Here is a 19845-nt window from a genome sequence, read left to right as displayed (position 1 = left end):
TTAATTTTTATTCACCGCATTGGTCATAAATTCTTCCGCTTTGGTTACCATCGCTGCACTTCCACAGAAAAATGGAACACGCTGGTGCAGTTCTGTTGGCTCTATCTCCATAATCCTTTTGAAACCGTCGCTGCATTTTCCGCCGGCTTGTTCTGCCAAGAAGGCCATCGGATTGGCCTCGTAGAGCAATCTCAATTTTCCGTTGGGCGACTGCGAAGTTTGGGGATAAATGTAGATTCCGCCCTTAAGCATATTCCGGTGAAAATCCGAAACCAAAGATCCGATGTACCGCGACGTGTACGGCCGGTCGCCTTCTTCCTCCTGGCAGTACTTGATGTAATCTTTCACGCCTTGCGGAAATTTGATATAATTTCCTTCATTAATAGAATATATTTTTCCCGAAGTGGGAAATTTGATATTTTCGTGAGACAAATAATAAGTTCCGATGGATGGATCTAGTGTAAAACCGTTCACGCCATTACCCGTGGTGTAAACAATCATTGTGGATGAGCCGTAAACAACGTATCCGGCTGCCACTTGATGGACGCCTTTTTGCAGAAAATCTCTCAATTCCACGGGGCTTCCCGGATCCGAAACGCGTCTATAAATGGAAAAAATAGTCCCGACGGACACGTTGACATCAATGTTGGACGAGCCGTCCAAAGGATCGATCAAGACAACATATTTGCTCAGGTGTGCATTTCCGGTACATTTGACGTCGATGAAATCATCGCTTTCTTCCGATGCAATGCCGCAGACCACTTCGCGTTGCGACAAGGCTGCGATGAAAATATCGTTGGCCAAAACATCCAGTTTCTGCTGATCTTCGCCTTGGATGTTTGTGTTTCCCACGTTTCCGATAATGTCGGCGATGCCGGCTTTGTTCACCTCTCGGTTTACAATTTTGGAGGCAATTCTTATCGAGCTGATGAGCCGCGAGAGTTCTCCGGTGGAATATTTGAAATCATCTTGCTTTTCTATGATGAATTCTCCTAAAGTCTGTAAAGCTTGCTTGGGCATGAGATTAGTTTTAATATATACAAAACTATATTTTTTTCTCGTTCCATGGAACTAAATTTATTAAATATTGACAATAATCACTTTAATTGTGTTAATATGGTTTTTAAATCTCGATGTGGGACATTAAAAAAATAAACTCCAATTTTTATATTTCGTTCATTATTAATATTTTTGACGGTTCATATTAATTTAACAATATTGTTATACTAAAATCAACTGCCTTTAAGTCTGAAAATCTAATGAAAGTTTACAAATTTGGTGGTGCATCGGTAAAAGATGCAGCAGGGGTGAAAAATGTGGCCTTGGTACTTGAAAATCAAGGATTTGAGCAGTGCTTATTGGTGGTTTCTGCGATGGGGAAGACAACGAATGCATTGGAAAAAGTGGTAGAATATTATTTCAAAAAGCAAGATTACCATCACGAAATTGAGTGGATTAAAAACAATCACATCGAAATTGCCCAAGGCCTGTTTTCAGAAAATCATCCGGTTTTCGGAGAGATTTCACTTTTTTTTGATGATATCGATTCTTTTCTCAGACGAAACAAATCTCCGAATTATAACTTTGTTTACGATCAGGTCGTGAGTTGTGGCGAGATGATCTCGTCCAAAATATTGAGCGAGTATCTCAATGAAATTCAGTTTTTTAACCATTGGCTGGATGCCAGAGATTACATCAAAACCGACAGCAATTATAGAGAAGGAATCGTCAACTGGCAGGAGACGGAGCAAAATATTTCCCAACTCGATAAGATCAACAGCTACGTCACTCAAGGATTTATCGGTTCTGAAAGCAATAACTTTACCGTGACATTAGGAAGAGAGGGCTCCGATTATACTGCTGCCATCTTCGCTTACTGCCTGAATGCCGACGAAATGACGATCTGGAAAGATGTCCCCGGCGTGATGACCGGAGATCCGCGGAAATTTGAGAATGTAAAACTATTGTCTTTCATTTCATACGAAGAGGCGATCGAGATGGCTTATTACGGGGCTTCCGTCATTCATCCGAAAACGCTGCAACCTCTGAAACAGAAGAATATTCCTTTTTATGTGAAATCATTTTTGGAGCCGGGAAAACCGGGAACCAAAGTCAGCAATTCCACCGAAAATGAATCCGTAGAAAGCTATATCCTCAAGGAAAATCAAATATTGCTAAATGTCGAGACACGCGATTTCTCTTTCATAGCCGAAGATCATATGAGCTTAATATTTACCCTTCTTGCAAAATATAAAATTAAAGTTTCGCTGATGCAGAATTCGGCAATTTCATTAGCTTTATGTCTGGAAGATAAATTTGGGAGCGTAAATGATTTGAATGAAGCCCTGCAAAAAAGTTTTATCACTCAGATGACGAAAAATGTATCCTTGTTCACCGTGAGAAATGCGGCGCTGGATCAGCTGGACAAATTCTACAAAGACAAAAAAGTGCTTCTGGAACAGATTTCCAAAAAGACCTTCCAAATGGTAACTGCGTAAAAACTATGAGCTTAATTTCCAAAGAAGACTTGATAAAAGCAGCCGGACTAGACAAAATAGGTTTTCTAAAGAAACCTGTGGCTTCGGTTATCATGAATATTACCAAAATAAACGAAGTCAATGCGCTGTACGACAAATTGATTGATACCAAAGGTGTACAATTCTTCGATGAATTTGTAAAAGAACAGGAGCTCAACTATATTGTTTTCGCGGAAGACTTGGCCAAAATTCCCAAAACTGGTCCCTTCATTATCGTTTCCAACCATCCGCTGGGCGCGCTGGACGGGATCTTGATGTGCAAAATTATCTTGAGCGTACGGCCGGATTTCAAAGTGATGGGAAATTTTCTCCTTTCCAAGATAAAACCAATGGAACCTTTCGTGATTTCCGTGAATCCCTTCGAAGACCGGAGAGAAGTTTACAACAGTTCCGGCGGCATGAGAGAGGCTTTTCGGCATCTGAACCAAGGAGGTTGCTTAGGAATTTTTCCGGCTGGCGAGGTCTCCAATAAAAATAATGAATTTGGCGAAATTCGGGACAGGCCTTGGGGCAAAACTGCTTTGAAAATCATCAAAAAAGCAAAAGTCCCGGTAGTCCCAATGTATTTCCACGCCACCAACAGCAATATTTTCTACAACGTTGCGAAGCTGCATCCGCACTTGCAAACCCTGATGCTACCCACAGAAATGATGCGCAAAAGAGATAAACCAATCCGCATCCGCATCGGGAAGCCCATCACAGTAAAGCAAATGGAAGAGGAAGAAAGCATCGAGGAATTGGGCGACTACCTCTACAAAAAAGTGTATATGCTGAAGTCTTACTATGAAAAAAGAAAAAGCATCACCGAAAAACTGAAGCTGCCTAATATGGCGCTGAAACTTCCGCTGCAGAAGCAGAATAATATCGTCCAAAACATCATCGATGCTACGCCAACGGAAGCGATCGAAAACGAAATCAACATCCTGAAGAGCACAGAAAACAAAAAACTCTTTTCCCACGGCGATTACGATGTATTTTTTACAAAATCGGCTGATATTCCTTTTATAATGAGGGAAATTGGGAGGCAAAGGGAATTGACTTTTCGCGCCGTTGGCGAAGGTACAAACCTGCCTTTTGACCTGGACGAATATGACAATCATTATCATCATCTTTTCCTGTGGGACAATGCGTGCAAAAAACTTGTAGGAGCCTACCGGATGGCTCTTGGCGCGGAAGTGATGAAGAAATTTGGCATCGAAGGATTCTACACAAGTTCCCTTTTCGAATTTGATCCGGAGCTGCAACCGTTCTTCCGCAAGGTCATCGAAATGGGGAGGGCCTATATCTGCATAGAATACCAACAAAAGACGTTTCCTCTATTTTTACTTTGGCGAGGAATTGTACACGTCTGCTTGCGGAATCCGGAACACAAATTCCTGATGGGCGGCGTGAGCATCAGCAACAAGTTTTCCGAGTTTTCGAAGTCATTGATGATAGAGTTTATGCGATCGCACTATTATGATTCTGCCGTTGCGCAATACATTCATCCGAAGAACGAGTTCAAAGTGGTGATGAAAGAGCGCGACAAAGCCTTGTTCTTCGAAGACATCGATGCAGATCTTAACAAGCTCGACAAGATTATTGATGACCTGGAGCCCGAAATGAGGCTGCCCGTTCTGATTAAGAAATACATCAAGCAAAATGCGAAGATGATCGCCTTCAACGTGGATCCCAATTTCAACGATGCCATCGATGGATTGATGTACATCCGCATTAGCGATCTGCCGGAAGATACCATCAAGCCGGTTTTGGAAGAACTAAGCGATTTTTTCAAATCGCAGACGGAAAAAAAATCTACTGAAAATCAGTAGAATTGAGCATTGCGGATAAAAAAATATTTAGAATTACTTGCGAGATAGAGATAAACCTTCTATTTTTGCACCACTTAAAATAATACCTTTTAAGTGATGGTTTCTTAGCTCAGTTGGTAGAGCAACGGACTGAAAATCCGTGTGTCCCTGGTTCGATTCCTGGAGAAACCACTTTTATAAAAACAAAGCGTGAAGCAGCAGTACTTTACGCTTTTTTGTTGTTGTGTAACAACAGTTTTTCGCCCCAGATTTGTGCAGCACTTGCCGTGCTAAACCATTATATTGCTGAACGCTTTTCTGTACTCCGAGGGGCTTTTTTGCGTATGTTCTTTAAAGGTTTTGTTGAAATAACTGAAATTGTTGAATCCGCTTTCGAAGCAGATTTCCGAAATGCTCATAGGTTGTTCTGCTAAGAGTTTTAGCGAATGCGTGATGCGGTATTCATTCACAAATTGCGTGAATGTTTTGTTCGTTATTTTTTTGAAATATCTGCAAAATGACGGCACCGTCATCGTTGCCAAATCCGCGACGTCCTCCAGACTGATTTGATTTTGAAAGTTGTCTTTCACGTGATTGAAGATCAAATTGATTCTGTCGTTATCTTCTTTATGCGTCTGGAGATAATATTTTCCCGCATTCAGTATTTTGAAATCATCGGTCTGAGCGAGATTGTCCAAGATGTCGATTAACTTTAAAAGTTTGTTGAGAGATGAAGATTTTGCAAGCCCCGCGATCTGAGGCTGTAAAGTTTTTTTTACGGTTTCCCCGAAAACAATGCCGCTTTTAGCCGTTTCCAACATTTGGAAAATTCTGTTCATTTCCGGTGCATTCCAGAGTTCGTTTCCAAGAAAATCCTGAGAAAACTGAATTACCACTTCATAATCATTGTTGGTATTTTCATTTGTCATGCCGCAATGGGGCAAGTTGCTCCCGATCAGGATCAGATCACCATTGGAGAAGTAAGAAATATTGCTCCCAATCTGCCTTTTTCCGGATCCGCCGCCAACGAGAACCAATTCTATCTCCGGATGGTAATGCCAGACATGAGATTTTATATTTTCGTTTTTCAGAAAGTGAAGACACGTGAAACTGCTTCCAATATTGGGTTTTATCGCTTCGAAGGCAGGGCTGTGATGTTTCATTGGGTTTTGATCCTATTATTCTACAATCAAATGATCGCAGTAGTATTGATTCATACTTTTGCCGGACTATTTGATTTTTAAACAACAAAAATACAAAAACAAAGTTATATATTCCATATTATCTTAAAGTTGGAATTAATATTTTATTAATGTTAATATAGCACATATTTATGAAAATCAGAATGTATTAATTAGGTTCAGGTCATTATACATTTGCCTCATACAATAATCAAAAAGAAATATTATGAAAAAGTTTATTAAACTAAGTTTCCTTCTCGGAGCTTTATTGATCTCAGGGATCGCAGCAGCAAAAGACGTTGATTTTTCTCTTTCCTTCAATCCTGCAAATAGTAAGAGCTTGAATTTCAGCCTGTCCAATTCTAAAAATGTATCGCTTTATTTATATGATGAAAAGCAGGAGGAGCTCTTTTCCGAAGTGATTTATAAAAGCAATTCGGTTCAGAAGTCTTATGATTTGAACCGGTTGGAAAGCGGAAATTATTATTTGGTGGCCGAATCGGAGAGCCGAATCGAAAAATATAAAATCGTGGTAAATGAGGATAAAGTGACAGTGGATAATGCTCCGATTTCTGCGATCACAAAACCGGAATATACCATCAACAAAAATATCGTAAAACTGAAAATGACAGATGTAGTGGGCGATGTGGTGGTTTCCGTCTATGATACCGAAAACAACATCTATTACAGCAAAAGTACCCCGGCTGTAAACGGATTGATAGATCTTACGTTTGACCTCAATCCTGCTAATTCTGAAACTTACGTTTTCAATGTGGAAAAAGATGGCGACAGCTTCAGCAGGATGATTTCACTGCAATAATAGTTTTCCAAAACTAAGGTTCTATATATTATTTTCCAAAAGGCTTCATATTCTGAAGCTTTTTTTGTGTTATATTACCGAAAATGTTTCGGGAACGCTTCCTCTGGAGATTGTTTCAGGATGTTCAGCTTCAACCACGATTTCAGGAAACCGTAGCCGTAGGAAAACATCTGGATATATGTGCAGATCAGCGCCATCGATGCAATGCTGATATTCCGGGTCACAATTAAAGCATGAAAAAAGACGAGAACCGTGTACAGCCCGTAACAAGTAAGAAGCAGGCCGCTGTTCCAAAATAGGTAATGAATAATCGCCACCAAATATCCTAAGAGAAAAACACTTGGAAACCAAAAAGTCAGTTTGGTATATTTTGGATGCCTTTGGTTAAGAATTGGCCTGGCACAACCGAACTGATAGACTTGCTTGGAGAACTTCGCAACGTCGGCGCGCCTTTTGTGATAGACGCCGATATTGTCGTAAAACTTGGTTGTGTAGCCATTTTCCCAAAGCGTCATCGAGAAATCCGGATCTTCGCCAATGCGCATGTCGGAGAAGCCGCCAACTTTCAGGAAAATTTCTTTGTTGACGCCCATATTAAAACTTCTGGGTTGGAATTTGGTCACCGCATTTCTGTTTCCCCGTATCCCCCCTGTTGTTAATACCGACGTCATTGCGTAGGAGATTGCCTTCTGCATCAGGTTGAAACCTTTATGTGCTTTATCCGCACCACCAAAAGCATCGCAAGGATTTTCCCTAAGGTTTTTCTTAATATTTTCAATGTAATCTGTCTCAACGATGACATCGGAATCCAAGAACACGAGCCAATCGTTTTTCGCCCGTTTAGCTCCATAATTTCGCGAAAGTCCCGGACCCGAATTTTCTTTTCGAAAGAATTTGATGTCCATCTGCTCTTGGAATAACTCCACCGTCGGAAGAAGCGCTATCCGGGAACCGTCGTCTACGATAATTAGCTCAAAATCCTTATCGCTCTGATGAGAAAGAGAATTGAGAAGCTCGAACAGTTCGTCTTTTCTATTGAATATGGCAATGATAATGGAGAGTGATGTCAATTGAAAAAAAAGATTAATGATAATGGCTTTATTCTTCAAATGTAGAGAATAAATATTAATAAGCAAAGTGCTTATGCAAGCAGTTTTAATATTGATTGCCGATTGATGAAATTTTAGATTTTGAATACTTACCGATATTTTGAGGAAGCCAACAAAAGATTTAATAAAGAAAAAAATTGTTTTATCTTAGTTCAAAATTTAAACTATGAAAAAAATACTGATTATTTTACTGCTTGCTTTTATCATGATTCAATTTTTCCCAATCGATAAAAACAATCCGGTCACCAACGTCGGAATGGATTTTATCAAGATAAAAAACACCCCAGAACCCATTGCGAAGCTCATCAGAACCTCTTGCTACGACTGCCACTCCAACGAAACCAAATATCCGGCATACAGCTACATCCAGCCCATCGGATGGCTACTCAAAAATCATATTGACGAAGGCAGAGTAGAACTTAATTTCTCCACCTTTGCAACATACGAACCCAAAAGTCAAGCCCATAAACTGGAAGAAGCCGCCGAAAACGTTGAACAAAAGGAAATGCCGTTGGAAAGCTACACCATCCTTCACAGCAATGCAAAACTAACCGATGAGCAAAGAAAACAATTGGCAGATTACTTCAGAAAAATTCAAAAACAAATCCAGCAAGCCAATGCATTATGATAAATGAAAATGTAGCAGATTTCAAAAATAAATACATCGTTTTCTATGATGGCGAATGTGGATTTTGCAATCACTGGGTGCAATGGATCTTAAAACGAGATAAAAAGGACAAGTTTTTATTTTCGTCTTTGCAGTCAGAATTTGGTCAGCACTTCTTAAAGGAAAGAAATCTTCCCAATCAAGTGTTCAACACGATCTACCTATGGAAACCCGGCCGTTTTTACTTGACAAAATATCAGGCAATTATCAAAATCCTTACAGAAATCGGAGGTCTGTACTCTTTGGCAAAAGCCGGCCAATTGATTCCCAATTTTCTGGGTAATGCGCTCTACAATTTAGTTTCGCGCCACCGCAAAAAACTGGCTGCCACCCAATGTCTGCTTCCGACTGAGGAGCAAAGAAGAAAATTTATTGAATAAAAAAGGAATAAAAACCAAATCAGCCGTTCGCTCCAAAGGATGTTCGGTTCTACCCTATTCATCAAAAAAAATAACTCTCAATTTTGAATTTCAAACTTTGACGCCGAAATGTTTTATATTTGCACCATTATGGATTACAATACCGACAGAACACCACTACTAATGCCCGAATACGGGCGCAACATACAGCAATTGGTAGAACATTGCAAAACCCTCGAGACCAAAGAAGAACGCAACGAAATGGCACTCGCCATCATCGAGTTTATGGGACAGAGAAATCCCCATCTCCGCGATGAAGAAAACTATAAACACAAACTGTGGGACCATCTTTTTATTATGGCCAATCATCAGTTGGATGTAGACTCCCCTTATCCTGTTCTTGCGGCCGAAGATCTTATCACCAAACCACGGAAAATGGATTATCCATCGCTGGACAACGCTTACAAATTCTACGGTAAAAGTATTCTACAATTGATAGAAAAAGCAATTGCTATGGAAGATGGCGACGAAAAAGAAGCCTTGATCCATGTGATAGCCAACAATATGAAAAAGTCTTACAACGTGTACAACAAAGAACACGTGCAGGATGACGTCATCTTTCGCCATTTGAAAGAACTGTCGGACAACAAGCTGGATCTTACAAGCTTGGAATCTCTGGAAAGAAGCAAAATCTACTACGCCGCCAATAGAAACAACAACAATCGTAATAACAATAACAGCCGGAACCAAAACGGCAACGGGCGCAGCAACTTCCAAAATCATAAAAATAAAAGAAAATAATGAGCGAAGCGTTCGAAATAAGAGGAGGGAAAAAATTAAGCGGCGAGATCACACCTCAAGGTGCTAAAAATGAAGCTTTACAAATCCTTTGCGCCGTTTTGCTTACCGAAGACAAGGTACGAATCACAAATATTCCGGATATCAAGGATGTCAACAAGCTCATTGAAATCTTGCAAGACTTCAATGTGAAAGTGACCCAAAACGGTAAAGGCGATTTCACCTTCCAAGCAGAAGAAGTCAATTTCGATTATATAAAATCTCCGGAATTCAAAAGAGACGGCGCCAAACTCAGAGGCTCTGTCATGATTTTGGGTCCGATGCTGGCCAGGTTTGGAGAAGCCTATTTGCCGACACCCGGCGGAGACAAGATTGGACGAAGGCGTCTGGATACGCACTTCCAAGGATTCGTAGAACTAGGAGCAGAATTCTCCTACGACGATGGCGAGGCATTCTACTCGTTGCGGGCAAAAGAACTTGTGGGCAAATTTATCCTTTTGGAAGAAGCGTCGGTCACCGGAACGGCAAACATCGTAATGGCAGCAGTCTTGGCAAAAGGGAAAACGAGAATCTACAACGCTGCCTGCGAACCCTATCTTCAACAACTTTGCAGAATGCTGAACAGAATGGGCGCCAACATTTCCGGAATCGGATCCAACCTTCTGACCATAGAAGGCGTCGACAAACTGCACGGAACAGAGCATACGATGCTTCCCGATATGGTAGAAATCGGGTCGTGGATTGGTTTGGCCGCAATGACAAAGTCCGAAATTACCATCAAAAATGTAAAATGGAACGAGCTCGGTATAATTCCCAACACGTTCCGGAAATTAGGAATAGAATTGGAGCATAGAGGCGATGATATTTATATACCGTCTCAGGAAAATTATAAAATTCAAAAATTCATAGACAAATCTATCCTGACGGTTTCCGACGCACCTTGGCCGGGATTCACGCCGGATTTATTGTCTATTATTTTAGTGGTGGCCACGCAAGCTAAAGGTTCCGTCTTGATCCATCAGAAAATGTTCGAAAGCCGATTGTTCTTCGTCGATAAGCTCATCGATATGGGCGCGCAAATCATCCTTTGCGATCCTCACCGCGCAACGGTTATCGGCATGAATCAGGAAACACCGCTGCGAGGAACCACGATGGTTTCTCCAGACATCCGAGCAGGAAATGCTTTATTAATCGCAGCCCTCTCGGCCGAAGGAAAATCTGTGATCCAAAATATTGAACAGATCGACCGGGGTTACGAGAAAATCGACGAAAGATTGAGAGCAATCGGTGCAGATATCAAAAGAATCTGATTTTAGCTAAAACTGTTTCTGCGACCACACTAAGAATCTACCAATCAAAACTTTATAAAAATTGGAAAACGCTCACATTCCGAGGATTTTTTTTTCTTAAAAAAGACCTTTCTGTGTTTGAACTTATAAATTAACAAGCAAAATATCTACTCTTATCGACTTTCAAACCGTTAGATTATTATATGCCATAAAAAATTAGTTATTCAGAATTAAAATGATTATTTTTGGGAATAATTTTTTTAAATAATGAGCACGACTGAAGATAAGAAAAAAGCACTGCAACTGGTGCTGGAAAAACTAGATAAAACCTACGGGAAAGGCACCGTGATGACCTTGGGCGAGGATTCGGTGGATCATACCATAGAAGTCATTCCGTCCGGATCATTGGGCATCGACTTGGCATTGGGCGTCGGCGGATATCCAAGAGGAAGAGTGATAGAAATCTACGGCCCCGAATCTTCCGGAAAAACTACCTTAACTTTACATGCCATTGCGGAAGCTCAAAAAACGGGCGGCATCGCTGCTTTCATAGATGCAGAGCACGCTTTCGACAGGAGCTATGCCGCAAAACTGGGTGTGGATCTGGAAAACCTGATTATTTCTCAGCCTGATAACGGCGAGCAGGCATTGGAGATTGCAGACAATTTGATCCGCTCCGGCGCCATCGATATTGTCGTGATCGATTCCGTAGCCGCGTTGACGCCAAAAGCGGAAATAGAAGGCGAAATGGGAGATTCCAAAATGGGATTGCACGCGAGACTAATGTCTCAAGCCCTTAGAAAACTGACGGGTTCTATTTCGAGAACGAAATGCACTGTGATTTTTATCAATCAACTTCGCGAAAAAATCGGGGTAATGTTCGGAAATCCTGAAACCACCACCGGCGGTAATGCGCTTAAATTCTATGCCTCGGTAAGAATTGACATTAGAAAGGCAAGCGCCCCGATCAAAAATGGCGACGAAGCCGTGGGTAGCCGTGTGAAAGTAAAAATTGTAAAAAACAAAGTGGCTCCGCCCTTCAAACAGGCAGAATTTGACATTATGTATGGAGAAGGCATCTCAAAAACGGGAGAAATCCTGGATGCAGCGGTAGAAATGAGCGTCGTCAAAAAAAGTGGCTCTTGGTTCAGCTACGAAGACACAAAACTGGGACAAGGCCGTGATGCCGTGAAAGATGTCTTGAAAGATAATCCGGAATTGGCAGATGAGATCGAGGGCAAAATAAGAGAAATCATCAAGAATAAATAAGAAAACAAAAGGCTGCGAAATTTTCACAGCCTATTTTTTTTATTTGAAGAAATAGGTTAATCCCAAACTGAGTATCTGTTCCGATTTTTTCTTGGCCACACCAGGATCCATAGTTGCAATCTCTTCCGGCGAATTTTTGAGATCAGGATAAGTGTCGGATAATCCAATATCATATTTCAGCGCGATCTCCAGCTGACGCAGGTAACTGAAACCGACGCCCAAACCCAATCCAAAATTAAAGGAATTGGCTTTTCCATAAGTATCAGATTTATAAGATTCTTTTACCGGATTCTCAATTTTCTGATCGATCAAAAAATTGAATCTCGGACCAATAAGTCCAAAGAATTCGGTTTCAGCTTCGGAAAAATAGGCTTTGAAATTAAGCGGAATACTCACGTAATTGTTTGCGTAAACCGCATGATCCCAGTCTTTGGAATCTTCATAATCTCTATCGCCGGCCTCTCCCGCACCCAGATATAAGGCCTCTGCCTGAAGATAGAATTGATCACTTGCTCCAATCGGTACTTGCACTACGAAGCCTCCAAGTACAGATATCCTGCTACCGGAGGGATTGTGCGCATTCCGTACTTTGGAGTAGGTGCCTCCTGCAACCACGCCAAATTCCGTTGACCAGAAGTCGATCTGGGCGTATGACAGAGAAGAAAACAGACATAAGGAGCCGAATAAAATTTTTTTCATTTGTGTGTTGATTGGGATAATTATGATAAGACTTTTGCAACTGTCATCCCAATCTCAGCCGGAGAATCTACCACGTGAATCCCATTTTCTCTCATAATAGCCATTTTTGCCTGAGCGGTATCATCTGCACCGCCCACGATGGCGCCGGCGTGACCCATCGTCCTACCTTTTGGTGCAGTCTGTCCAGCGATAAAGCCTACTACTGGTTTTTTTGAACCGCTGGCTTTGTACCATCTTGCAGCTTCTGCTTCCAAGGATCCGCCAATTTCGCCAATCATTACCACGGCCTCTGTCTCAGGATCGTTGATGAATAATTCCAAAGCTTCTTTTGTCGTGGTTCCGATGATGGGATCTCCACCAATTCCAATGGCAGTAGAAACTCCGAAACCTGCTTTCACGACCTGATCTGCAGCTTCGTAGGTCAAAGTTCCGGATTTTGAAACGATCCCTACTTTTCCTTTTTGGAAAACGAATCCCGGCATAATACCAATCTTAGCTTCGTCGGACGTGATGATGCCTGGACAGTTTGGTCCGATTAAGCGGCAATCTCTGTCTTGGATATAATCTTTTACTTTCACCATATCAGCAACCGGAATCCCTTCTGTGATACATACAATAACTTTGATACCGGCTTCGGCAGCCTCCATCACAGCATCGGCGGCAAAGGCAGGCGGAACGAAAATAATACTCACATTGGCTCCTGCTTTTTCCACCGCTTCTGCAACCGAATTGAATACCGGTTTCCCAAGGTGTTCGGAACCTCCCTTTCCGGGGGTGACACCGCCTACAACGTTGGTTCCATATTCGATCATTTGTCCTGCGTGGAAAGTACCTTCGTTTCCGGTAAATCCTTGTACGATAACTTTAGAATCTTTGTTTACTAATACTGACATTTCTATTGTAATTTATTGATTTTTATAAAAATTTTGCTACTCACAAAAATAGAGATAATAATCGGAAACTTCAGGGCTCCCCATCATTTTTTGAATTTAGATAATATGATTTACTTCAGATTTTTCAGTTTCACTTCCTTTCTTAGGTACTCGCGAAATTCTTCTGCAATAGGTCCGAAATAAGTTCCTTTTTTCAGATTTCTATTGACACCAGCTTTTGCAAGAAGCACTGTTCCGCTTTCGACTCTTACGCCGGAAGCCATTCCAACTTGTCCCCAAATCGTAACCTCATCTTCAATAATGCAGCAGCCTGCGATACCGGTTTGGGAAGCAATCAGACATCTTTTACCGATAATTGTGTCGTGACCGATTTGTATTTGGTTATCCAAAACGCTTCCTTCGCCAATGGTTGTTGAATCTGTAACGCCGCGATCTATCGTACAGCAGCTTCCGATTTCCACATTATTTTCGATGACGACATTTCCGACGGCAATTAATCGGTCGAAATTCCCGTTGAGTTTTCTGTAATAGAAAGCATCGCCCCCCAAGACGGTGTTGGCTTGGATGATCACATTATCCCCAATATTGGTTCTGTCGCCAAGAACGACATTTGGAAAAATGTGGCAATTCTTGCCTATTTTCACTTCATTCCCAATGGTCACAGAAGGATGAATGAAAGTCCCATCGCCCACTTCCAAATCGTGCAATTCTTCTCGGAAATTGGAAATTCGAGTGAAATGGGTATTGATTTTATTAAAATCTCGGAAAGGATCATCAGATACAAGAAGCGCCTTTCCCGCAGGACATTCTACTTCTTTGTCGATAAGAATTATCGTAGCGTCGGAATGGAGTGCTTTGTCGTAATATTTTGGATGATTTACGAAAACAATTTCTCCGGCTTTCACCATATGAATCTCGTTGGTTCCCAAAACGGGCAAATCGGCTGGCCCGATATATTTTGCATTGATGATATTGGCTATTGTTTTGAGTTTCTGTGGCTGGTTGAATGTCATAGTTAGATCTTAGATTTTAGACATTAGATTAAAAATTTAAACCAAAATATAAATATATCTACCGCTTAGCGCACCTCCGAATGACAGATTGGAAGCAAAAGGAGAATAAAGTTGGCAAAAAGAAAGCCGGAAAACATCACGCTTCCAGCTTCCTGCTATAATTTTATTTGACTCTTTCCAAATAAGATCCGTCTTCTGTATTGATCTTTATTTTGTCTCCTGGCTCGATGAAAAGAGGCACCATTACTCTGGCTCCTGTTTCTACGGTGGCGCTTTTAAGCGCATTGGTGGCGGTGTTTCCTTTTACGCCGGGATCCGCTTCGACAACTTCCAGATATACGGACTGAGGAAGTTCTGCGGAAAGGGGCGATTCGTCTGCTTCTTTGAGGATGATGGTGACTTCTTCTCCGGCTTTCATCAGTTGAGAATTTTCGATCATCTCTTTGTTGAGATAAATTTGTGAAAAATCTTCGTTGTTCATAAAGTGGAAGCCATTGTCGTCATCATAAAGATATTGGAATTTTCTTGTGATGACCTTTACTTCATCGATCTTGTGACCAGCAGAGAACGTATTATCCAAAACTTTTCCGTTGGTTACAGATTTTAACTTTGTTCGTACGAAGGCCGGTCCTTTGCCCGGTTTCACGTGTAGAAAATCGATTACTTTGAAAATGTCATTATTAAATTCGATGCAAAGTCCTTTTCTAATATCGTTGCTTGTTGCCATTGTTTATATTTATGCTAATTTTTTTTATTCTTTATTAGATCCGTATCCTTTTACGATTCCTCGCGGCGAGTTCTGGATAAATGTGATGATTTCATCTCTTTCTACAGTGGGGAGCATTTCTTTCTCTATGAATTCTATCGCCTGTGTCGTATTCATTTTCATCTGGAAGATGGCTCTGTATATTTTTTGGATTTCGAAGATTTTATCATTGGTGAATCCTCGTCTTCTGAGCCCGACGGAGTTGATGCCTGCATAAGAAATAGGCTCTCTTGCGACTTTTACGTAAGGCGGGATATCTTTTCGGATTAGTGAACCGCCGGAAATCATCACGTGCTTTCCGATTTTTCCAAATTGCTGTACGGCAGAAAGGCCACCCATTACTACAAAATCGCCAATCTCGACGTGTCCTGCGATGCCACAGCCATTGGCGATGATCACATTATCCCCGATGACGCAGTCGTGCGCCACGTGCGATGTCGCCATAATGAGGCAGTTGTTGCCTACTTTGGTATATCCCAACGCCTTGGTACCTCTGTTGATGGTGACACATTCGCGGAGCGTGGTGCCGTCTCCGATGATGACCTCGGTTTCTTCGCCATCAAATTTAAGATCTTGCGGAATGGCTCCGATAACGGTACCGGGGAAAATCTTACAATTTTTGCCGATTCTTACATTTTCCATTATTGTCACATTCGGACCTATCCAAGTGTCGGAACCAATGCTTACGTTGGCACTTATGGTTGTGAAGGGTTCAATGGTGACATTTTTACCGATCTTGGCACGAGGATCTACTGCTGTAAGCTGGTGAATCATAAATTAATTTTTAGTTTTTGCAACTTGAGCCATAAGTTCAGCTTCTACAACCACGCTGTCTCCCACGTAACCGTAACCCTGCATATGCACAATTCCTCGTCTAATCGGCTCCATCAATTCTATTTTAAAGATAAGTTGATCTCCGGGAACGACTTTTTTCTTAAACTTTACATTATCCATCTTGACAAAATAAGTGGAATAATTTTCCGGATCCGGCACATTGGCCAAGACCAAAATCCCACCAACCTGTGCCATCGCTTCGATCTGCAATACGCCGGGCATCACAGGCTCTTTCGGAAAATGACCTATGAAGAAGGGCTCGTTCATCGAGACGTTCTTCAAACCAACAACGTGGGCTTCTGACAATTGCAAAATCTTATCTACCAAAAGAAAAGGCGGTCTGTGCGGCAAAAGTCTCATAATGCCATTGATGTCGAAAACGGGTTCTGCCTTGAGATCAAAATCGGGGACATTTTTTCTTCTCTGCAATTTGTATTGTCTGTTAAGTTTTTTTGCGAACTGCGTATTGACAAAATGCCCGGGTTTGTTGGCGATTACTCTACCCTTGATCCTGACACCTACCAAGGCCAGATCGCCGATCACATCTAATAACTTATGCCGGGCGGCTTCATTGGGGAAGTTGAGCGTCAAATTATCCAAGATCCCGTTGGGCCGGATGGAGACTTCGTCTTTTCCGAAGGCTAATTTCAGTTTTTCGGTTGTTTCAGGGGTCAGTTCTTTATCTACGTAAACAATGGCGTTGCTGAGGTCGCCTCCCTTGATAAGATCGGCATCCAGAAGCTGTTCCAATTCGTGCAGGAAACTGAATGTTCTGGCCGGAGCAATCTCAGTTTTGAACTCGCAGAGATTTTTCATACTGGCGTTTTGCGTGCCTAAGACCTTGGTGCCAAAGTCCACCATTGTTGTAATTTCGTAATCATCTGCGGGAATTATCGTGATTTCGGAACCTGTAGTAGGATCGATGTAACTCATGACTTCCTTTATGACGAGGTATTCTCTGTCGACATCTTGCTCCTGGATGCCGGCTTTTTCAATGGCTTCTACAAAATATTTTGAGGAGCCATCCATAATTGGCGGCTCGGCACTATTCATCTCGAGGCAGACATTATCGATGCCCATGCCTACCAGTGCGGCGAGCAGATGCTCACAAGTTTGGATTTTGACGCCTAACTTTTCGAGCGTCGTTCCTCTTTCTGTATTGGTTACGTAATTAATATCAGCCTCTACCTGCGGACGGCCTTCGAGATCTGTTCTTACAAATACATATCCGGTGTTTTCTTTGGCGGGCTTCATAGTAAGAATCACTTCTTTGCCCGTATGAAGACCGATGCCTGAAAGCTGGACTTCTTCTTTGATTGTTTTTTGCTTGTCACTCATTGTAATTGTTTTGAAACGGAAAGAACTGCTTCTTGGCTTCTGGTACCTTTACTCTGATTTTTTATTTTCCAAATCGCTTATTCTCTTAACTATGTTGGTAAAGTTACGGAAATGTACGTAATTTTTTCTATAGTCGCTGTAATTAATGGCCGGCGAGCCGTACAGAACTTCGCCATCTTTTGCCGAGGAATTGACACCGCTTTGGGCTTGAATTTTCACCTGATTTCCAATTTTGATATGACCTACGATGCCCACCTGACCACCAATTTGATTCCAGTCGCCGATAGTGGTAGAGCCGGCAATGCCTGTCTGCGCGGCTATCACATTATTCTTTCCGATTTTCACATTATGAGCAATTTGGATCAGATTATCGATCTTGGTTCCTTTCCCGATGATGGTAGAGCCTATAGTGGCGCGATCTATGCTGCAATTGGATCCGATTTCTACATCGTCTTCGATAACCACATTTCCGAGTTGTGGGATCTTCTTAAAACTTTCTTCCGTCGGTTGGAAACCGAAGCCATCGCCACCAATAACCGTGTTGGAATGGATGATACAGTTATTACCAATGATGCAATGGTCATAAATCCTTGCACCACTGTCTATTTTACAGTTTTTTCCGATTGTAACGGCTTTTCCGATATACACATGCGGATAGATTTGCGTTCCATCACCAATAGCTGCATTTTCTGAAACATACGTAAAGGCGCCGATATAGACATCTTGTCCTATTCTTGCAGTATCGTGGAAGAAAGAACCCGGCTCTATACCCTTGCGCCTATCCTGCATCTCTTGATAAAGATTCATCAGCACCTGAAAAGCCAGATAGGCATCCTCTACGGCGATAATGACCGGTCTGTACTGCCGATTGTTTTGCAACAAACTTTCGGAAACGATGAGAACGGCACATTGCGTCTCGTCCAAAAATTCTAAAAAACGGGATTGCCCAATGAACGACAGGTGTCCTTTCTCACCATTTTCTATGGGCGAAACACCTGTGATGACCGTTTCGGGATCCCCGATGATTTTCCCGTTGATAAAATTAGCAATTTGTTGCGCCGTAAATTCCATAGTTTGCAAAGATAAATATTTTATTAATTATCCGTTAATTTTTTATGACGAATCGAAATCCCCTGTGTGCCAATCATAGAATTTCTCTCGGAAAATAGGCAATATATTTCTCGGTAGAATTTTCCATACAGCCAAATAATATTTGGTTTTCCGACTCTTCCAGTTTGAATGTCTTTCCGGCTTTATCCATCAGATAGATGGGCTGTCTCTCGGTGTCATAAGGCAAAAGCGAACGTGAAATCTGACCAACCAGTTCTTCTCCATTCCTTATATTAAAATAACGGTTGGTTTTGTCAATTTTGTCTTTTATAAATTCTTCGGGAAAGGGTTTCGAGGAAATGATACTTTTGGGAAAATCTCTGTAAATTACAATTTTGCAAAGTTTCGATAAGATAAAATCCGGATTCTCTGTCCATTCTTTTATAGCCTGGAAAACATCCATATCATCTAGCAAGGTGAACCTCCTGATGTCTTCTTCGGTGGCTTCGTCAAATTGATTTTTGGTCAAAAAATATTTGAGATTCGCAGGTGCTTCCAATTCCAAATGCTGCGAAACCAAATATTTGGCCCTCTTTAAAATCTGAACCAAAACGTGTTCTGCCAGCGCTGCGGTCTTGTGGTAATAAACCTGCCAATACATAAACATCCGCGCGGTCAAATAGTTCTCAACCGAATATATGCCTTTGGCATCTATGACGAGTTTATCCTTGCTCACGTTCATCATTGAGATGATTCTGTCCACATTCACACTGCCTTCGGAAACGCCCGTATAGAAACTGTCCCGCTTGAGATAATCCATCCTATCGACATCCAACTGAGAGGAAATGAGTTGATTGAAAAACATTCTGGAATATTTTCCTTGAAACATATTGATCGCCAAATCTAGTTTTCCGCCAAATTCTTGATTCAACCGGGTCATTAACAAAATTGAAATTTTCTCGTGCTGCCAATCGTCCATCAGCATATTTTCCAAGGCGTGAGAAAAGGGACCGTGACCAATATCGTGCATCAAAATCGCCAACATCGCGGCTTCCTCTTCTTTTTTGGAGATTTGGGTTCCTTTGAGTCTCAAGGTTTCCAATGCTCTGAACATCAGATTCATAGCGCCTAAAGCATGATGAAAACGCGTATGTTTTGCACCGGGAAAGATTAAGGACAGCAAGCCCGTCTGCGAAATGCGTCTCAGCCGCTGGAAATAGGGATGCTCGATAACGTCAAAAAGAATTTCGTGTTGGATTTTGATAAAGCCGTGAACAGGATCGTTGATAATTTTTAGCTTGTTCTGCACAATCTGATTAAATGAATAGTTGATGAATGATACAAAAATAGAGAAATTCAACGATGCTAAAAGAAAATTATTATAAAATTGGGCTTTACTAAATAGAAACGGATGGAGTCTATATCTCTTTTTA

At 41.5% G+C, this 19845-nt stretch carries 19 protein-coding genes and 1 tRNA gene; 9 read left to right on the top strand and 11 right to left on the bottom strand.

From position 1 onward, the window contains the following. Complete coding sequence (gene fbp / locus DTW91_RS06690) at nucleotides 1-1020, bottom strand: class 1 fructose-bisphosphatase (protein ID WP_125202613.1); 1020 nt, start codon at nucleotides 1018-1020, stop codon at nucleotides 1-3. A gap of 239 nt (nucleotides 1021-1259) precedes the next feature. On the opposite strand from fbp, the gene DTW91_RS06685 reads away from it, so the two are divergent. From DTW91_RS06685 to DTW91_RS06675, 3 genes are all read left to right on the top strand, one after another. After that, nucleotides 1260-2498 (top strand): aspartate kinase, encoded by a 1239-nt coding sequence (locus DTW91_RS06685; protein WP_125202612.1) that lies wholly within the window; start codon nucleotides 1260-1262, stop codon nucleotides 2496-2498. 5 nt (nucleotides 2499-2503) lie between these two features. Then, the gene (locus tag DTW91_RS06680; protein WP_125202611.1) at nucleotides 2504-4348 is read left to right on the top strand and encodes a lysophospholipid acyltransferase family protein; all 1845 of its coding nucleotides are present in this window, start codon (nucleotides 2504-2506) and stop codon (nucleotides 4346-4348) included. 98 nt (nucleotides 4349-4446) lie between these two features. Further along, nucleotides 4447-4519 (top strand) — tRNA-Phe (locus tag DTW91_RS06675). Between the two features lie 98 nt (nucleotides 4520-4617). Here DTW91_RS06675 and DTW91_RS06670 read toward each other — a convergent pair. Beyond that, entirely contained in the window at nucleotides 4618-5490 is an 873-nt protein-coding gene (locus tag DTW91_RS06670; RefSeq protein WP_125202610.1) for an AraC family transcriptional regulator, read from the bottom strand. Nucleotides 5491-5734: 244 nt separating this feature from the next. Between DTW91_RS06670 and DTW91_RS06665 the strand changes: the two genes are divergently transcribed. After that, nucleotides 5735-6328: a hypothetical protein gene (locus tag DTW91_RS06665; protein ID WP_125202609.1), complete on the top strand. Its 594-nt coding sequence runs from the start codon at nucleotides 5735-5737 to the stop codon at nucleotides 6326-6328. A gap of 74 nt (nucleotides 6329-6402) precedes the next feature. On the opposite strand, the gene DTW91_RS06660 is transcribed toward DTW91_RS06665, so the two are convergent. After that, a complete protein-coding gene (locus DTW91_RS06660) occupies nucleotides 6403-7398 on the bottom strand; it encodes a glycosyltransferase (RefSeq protein ID WP_125202608.1) in 996 nt (331 codons plus the stop codon). Between the two features lie 205 nt (nucleotides 7399-7603). On the opposite strand from DTW91_RS06660, the gene DTW91_RS06655 reads away from it, so the two are divergent. From DTW91_RS06655 to recA, 5 genes are all read left to right on the top strand, one after another. Beyond that, nucleotides 7604-8065, top strand: coding sequence for a heme-binding domain-containing protein (locus DTW91_RS06655; protein WP_125202607.1), 462 nt, complete (start codon nucleotides 7604-7606; stop codon nucleotides 8063-8065). After that, complete coding sequence (locus DTW91_RS06650; RefSeq protein WP_125202606.1) at nucleotides 8062-8484, top strand: thiol-disulfide oxidoreductase DCC family protein; 423 nt, start codon at nucleotides 8062-8064, stop codon at nucleotides 8482-8484. Before DTW91_RS06655 ends, DTW91_RS06650 begins: the two co-directional genes overlap by 4 nt. Nucleotides 8485-8613: 129 nt before the next feature. Next, nucleotides 8614-9264 carry a DUF4290 domain-containing protein gene (locus DTW91_RS06645; RefSeq protein WP_125202605.1) on the top strand — a complete coding sequence of 217 codons (651 nt, stop codon included), beginning with the start codon at nucleotides 8614-8616 and terminating at the stop codon, nucleotides 9262-9264. Continuing rightward, nucleotides 9264-10571: a UDP-N-acetylglucosamine 1-carboxyvinyltransferase gene (gene murA, locus DTW91_RS06640; protein WP_125202604.1), complete on the top strand. Its 1308-nt coding sequence runs from the start codon at nucleotides 9264-9266 to the stop codon at nucleotides 10569-10571. Before DTW91_RS06645 ends, murA begins: the two co-directional genes overlap by 1 nt. A 246-nt stretch (nucleotides 10572-10817) precedes the next feature. Further along, the gene (gene recA / locus DTW91_RS06635; RefSeq protein WP_125202603.1) at nucleotides 10818-11819 is read left to right on the top strand and encodes a recombinase RecA; all 1002 of its coding nucleotides are present in this window, start codon (nucleotides 10818-10820) and stop codon (nucleotides 11817-11819) included. A 39-nt stretch (nucleotides 11820-11858) separates the two neighbouring features. Here recA and DTW91_RS06630 read toward each other — a convergent pair whose 3' ends face one another. The 8 genes from DTW91_RS06630 to DTW91_RS06595 form a co-directional block, all read right to left on the bottom strand. Beyond that, nucleotides 11859-12518, bottom strand: coding sequence for a porin family protein (locus DTW91_RS06630; RefSeq protein WP_125202602.1), 660 nt, complete (start codon nucleotides 12516-12518; stop codon nucleotides 11859-11861). 20 nt (nucleotides 12519-12538) lie between these two features. After that, entirely contained in the window at nucleotides 12539-13411 is an 873-nt protein-coding gene (gene sucD / locus DTW91_RS06625) for a succinate--CoA ligase subunit alpha (protein ID WP_125202601.1), read from the bottom strand. Nucleotides 13412-13521: 110 nt separating this feature from the next. Beyond that, nucleotides 13522-14424, bottom strand: coding sequence for an LpxD N-terminal domain-containing protein (locus tag DTW91_RS06620; protein ID WP_125202600.1), 903 nt, complete (start codon nucleotides 14422-14424; stop codon nucleotides 13522-13524). 163 nt (nucleotides 14425-14587) lie between these two features. Continuing rightward, the gene (gene efp / locus DTW91_RS06615; RefSeq protein WP_125202599.1) at nucleotides 14588-15151 is read right to left on the bottom strand and encodes an elongation factor P; all 564 of its coding nucleotides are present in this window, start codon (nucleotides 15149-15151) and stop codon (nucleotides 14588-14590) included. Between the two features lie 24 nt (nucleotides 15152-15175). After that, nucleotides 15176-15964, bottom strand: coding sequence for an acyl-ACP--UDP-N-acetylglucosamine O-acyltransferase (lpxA, locus tag DTW91_RS06610; RefSeq protein ID WP_125202598.1), 789 nt, complete (start codon nucleotides 15962-15964; stop codon nucleotides 15176-15178). Between the two features lie 3 nt (nucleotides 15965-15967). Further along, nucleotides 15968-17362 carry a bifunctional UDP-3-O-[3-hydroxymyristoyl] N-acetylglucosamine deacetylase/3-hydroxyacyl-ACP dehydratase gene (locus tag DTW91_RS06605; RefSeq protein ID WP_125202597.1) on the bottom strand — a complete coding sequence of 465 codons (1395 nt, stop codon included), beginning with the start codon at nucleotides 17360-17362 and terminating at the stop codon, nucleotides 15968-15970. A gap of 48 nt (nucleotides 17363-17410) precedes the next feature. Continuing rightward, nucleotides 17411-18433 carry a UDP-3-O-(3-hydroxymyristoyl)glucosamine N-acyltransferase gene (gene lpxD, locus DTW91_RS06600; protein ID WP_125202596.1) on the bottom strand — a complete coding sequence of 341 codons (1023 nt, stop codon included), beginning with the start codon at nucleotides 18431-18433 and terminating at the stop codon, nucleotides 17411-17413. Nucleotides 18434-18506: 73 nt separating this feature from the next. Further along, the gene (locus DTW91_RS06595) at nucleotides 18507-19721 is read right to left on the bottom strand and encodes an HD domain-containing protein (protein ID WP_125202595.1); all 1215 of its coding nucleotides are present in this window, start codon (nucleotides 19719-19721) and stop codon (nucleotides 18507-18509) included. Nucleotides 19722-19845: the final 124 nt, after the last annotated feature.

It is taken from the genome of Chryseobacterium sp. SC28 (assembly GCF_003932955.1).
Classification (GTDB): domain Bacteria; phylum Bacteroidota; class Bacteroidia; order Flavobacteriales; family Weeksellaceae; genus Epilithonimonas.
The sequence above is the reverse complement of the archived record's forward strand: the minus strand, read 5'-3'. Positions and strand labels throughout refer to the sequence as shown.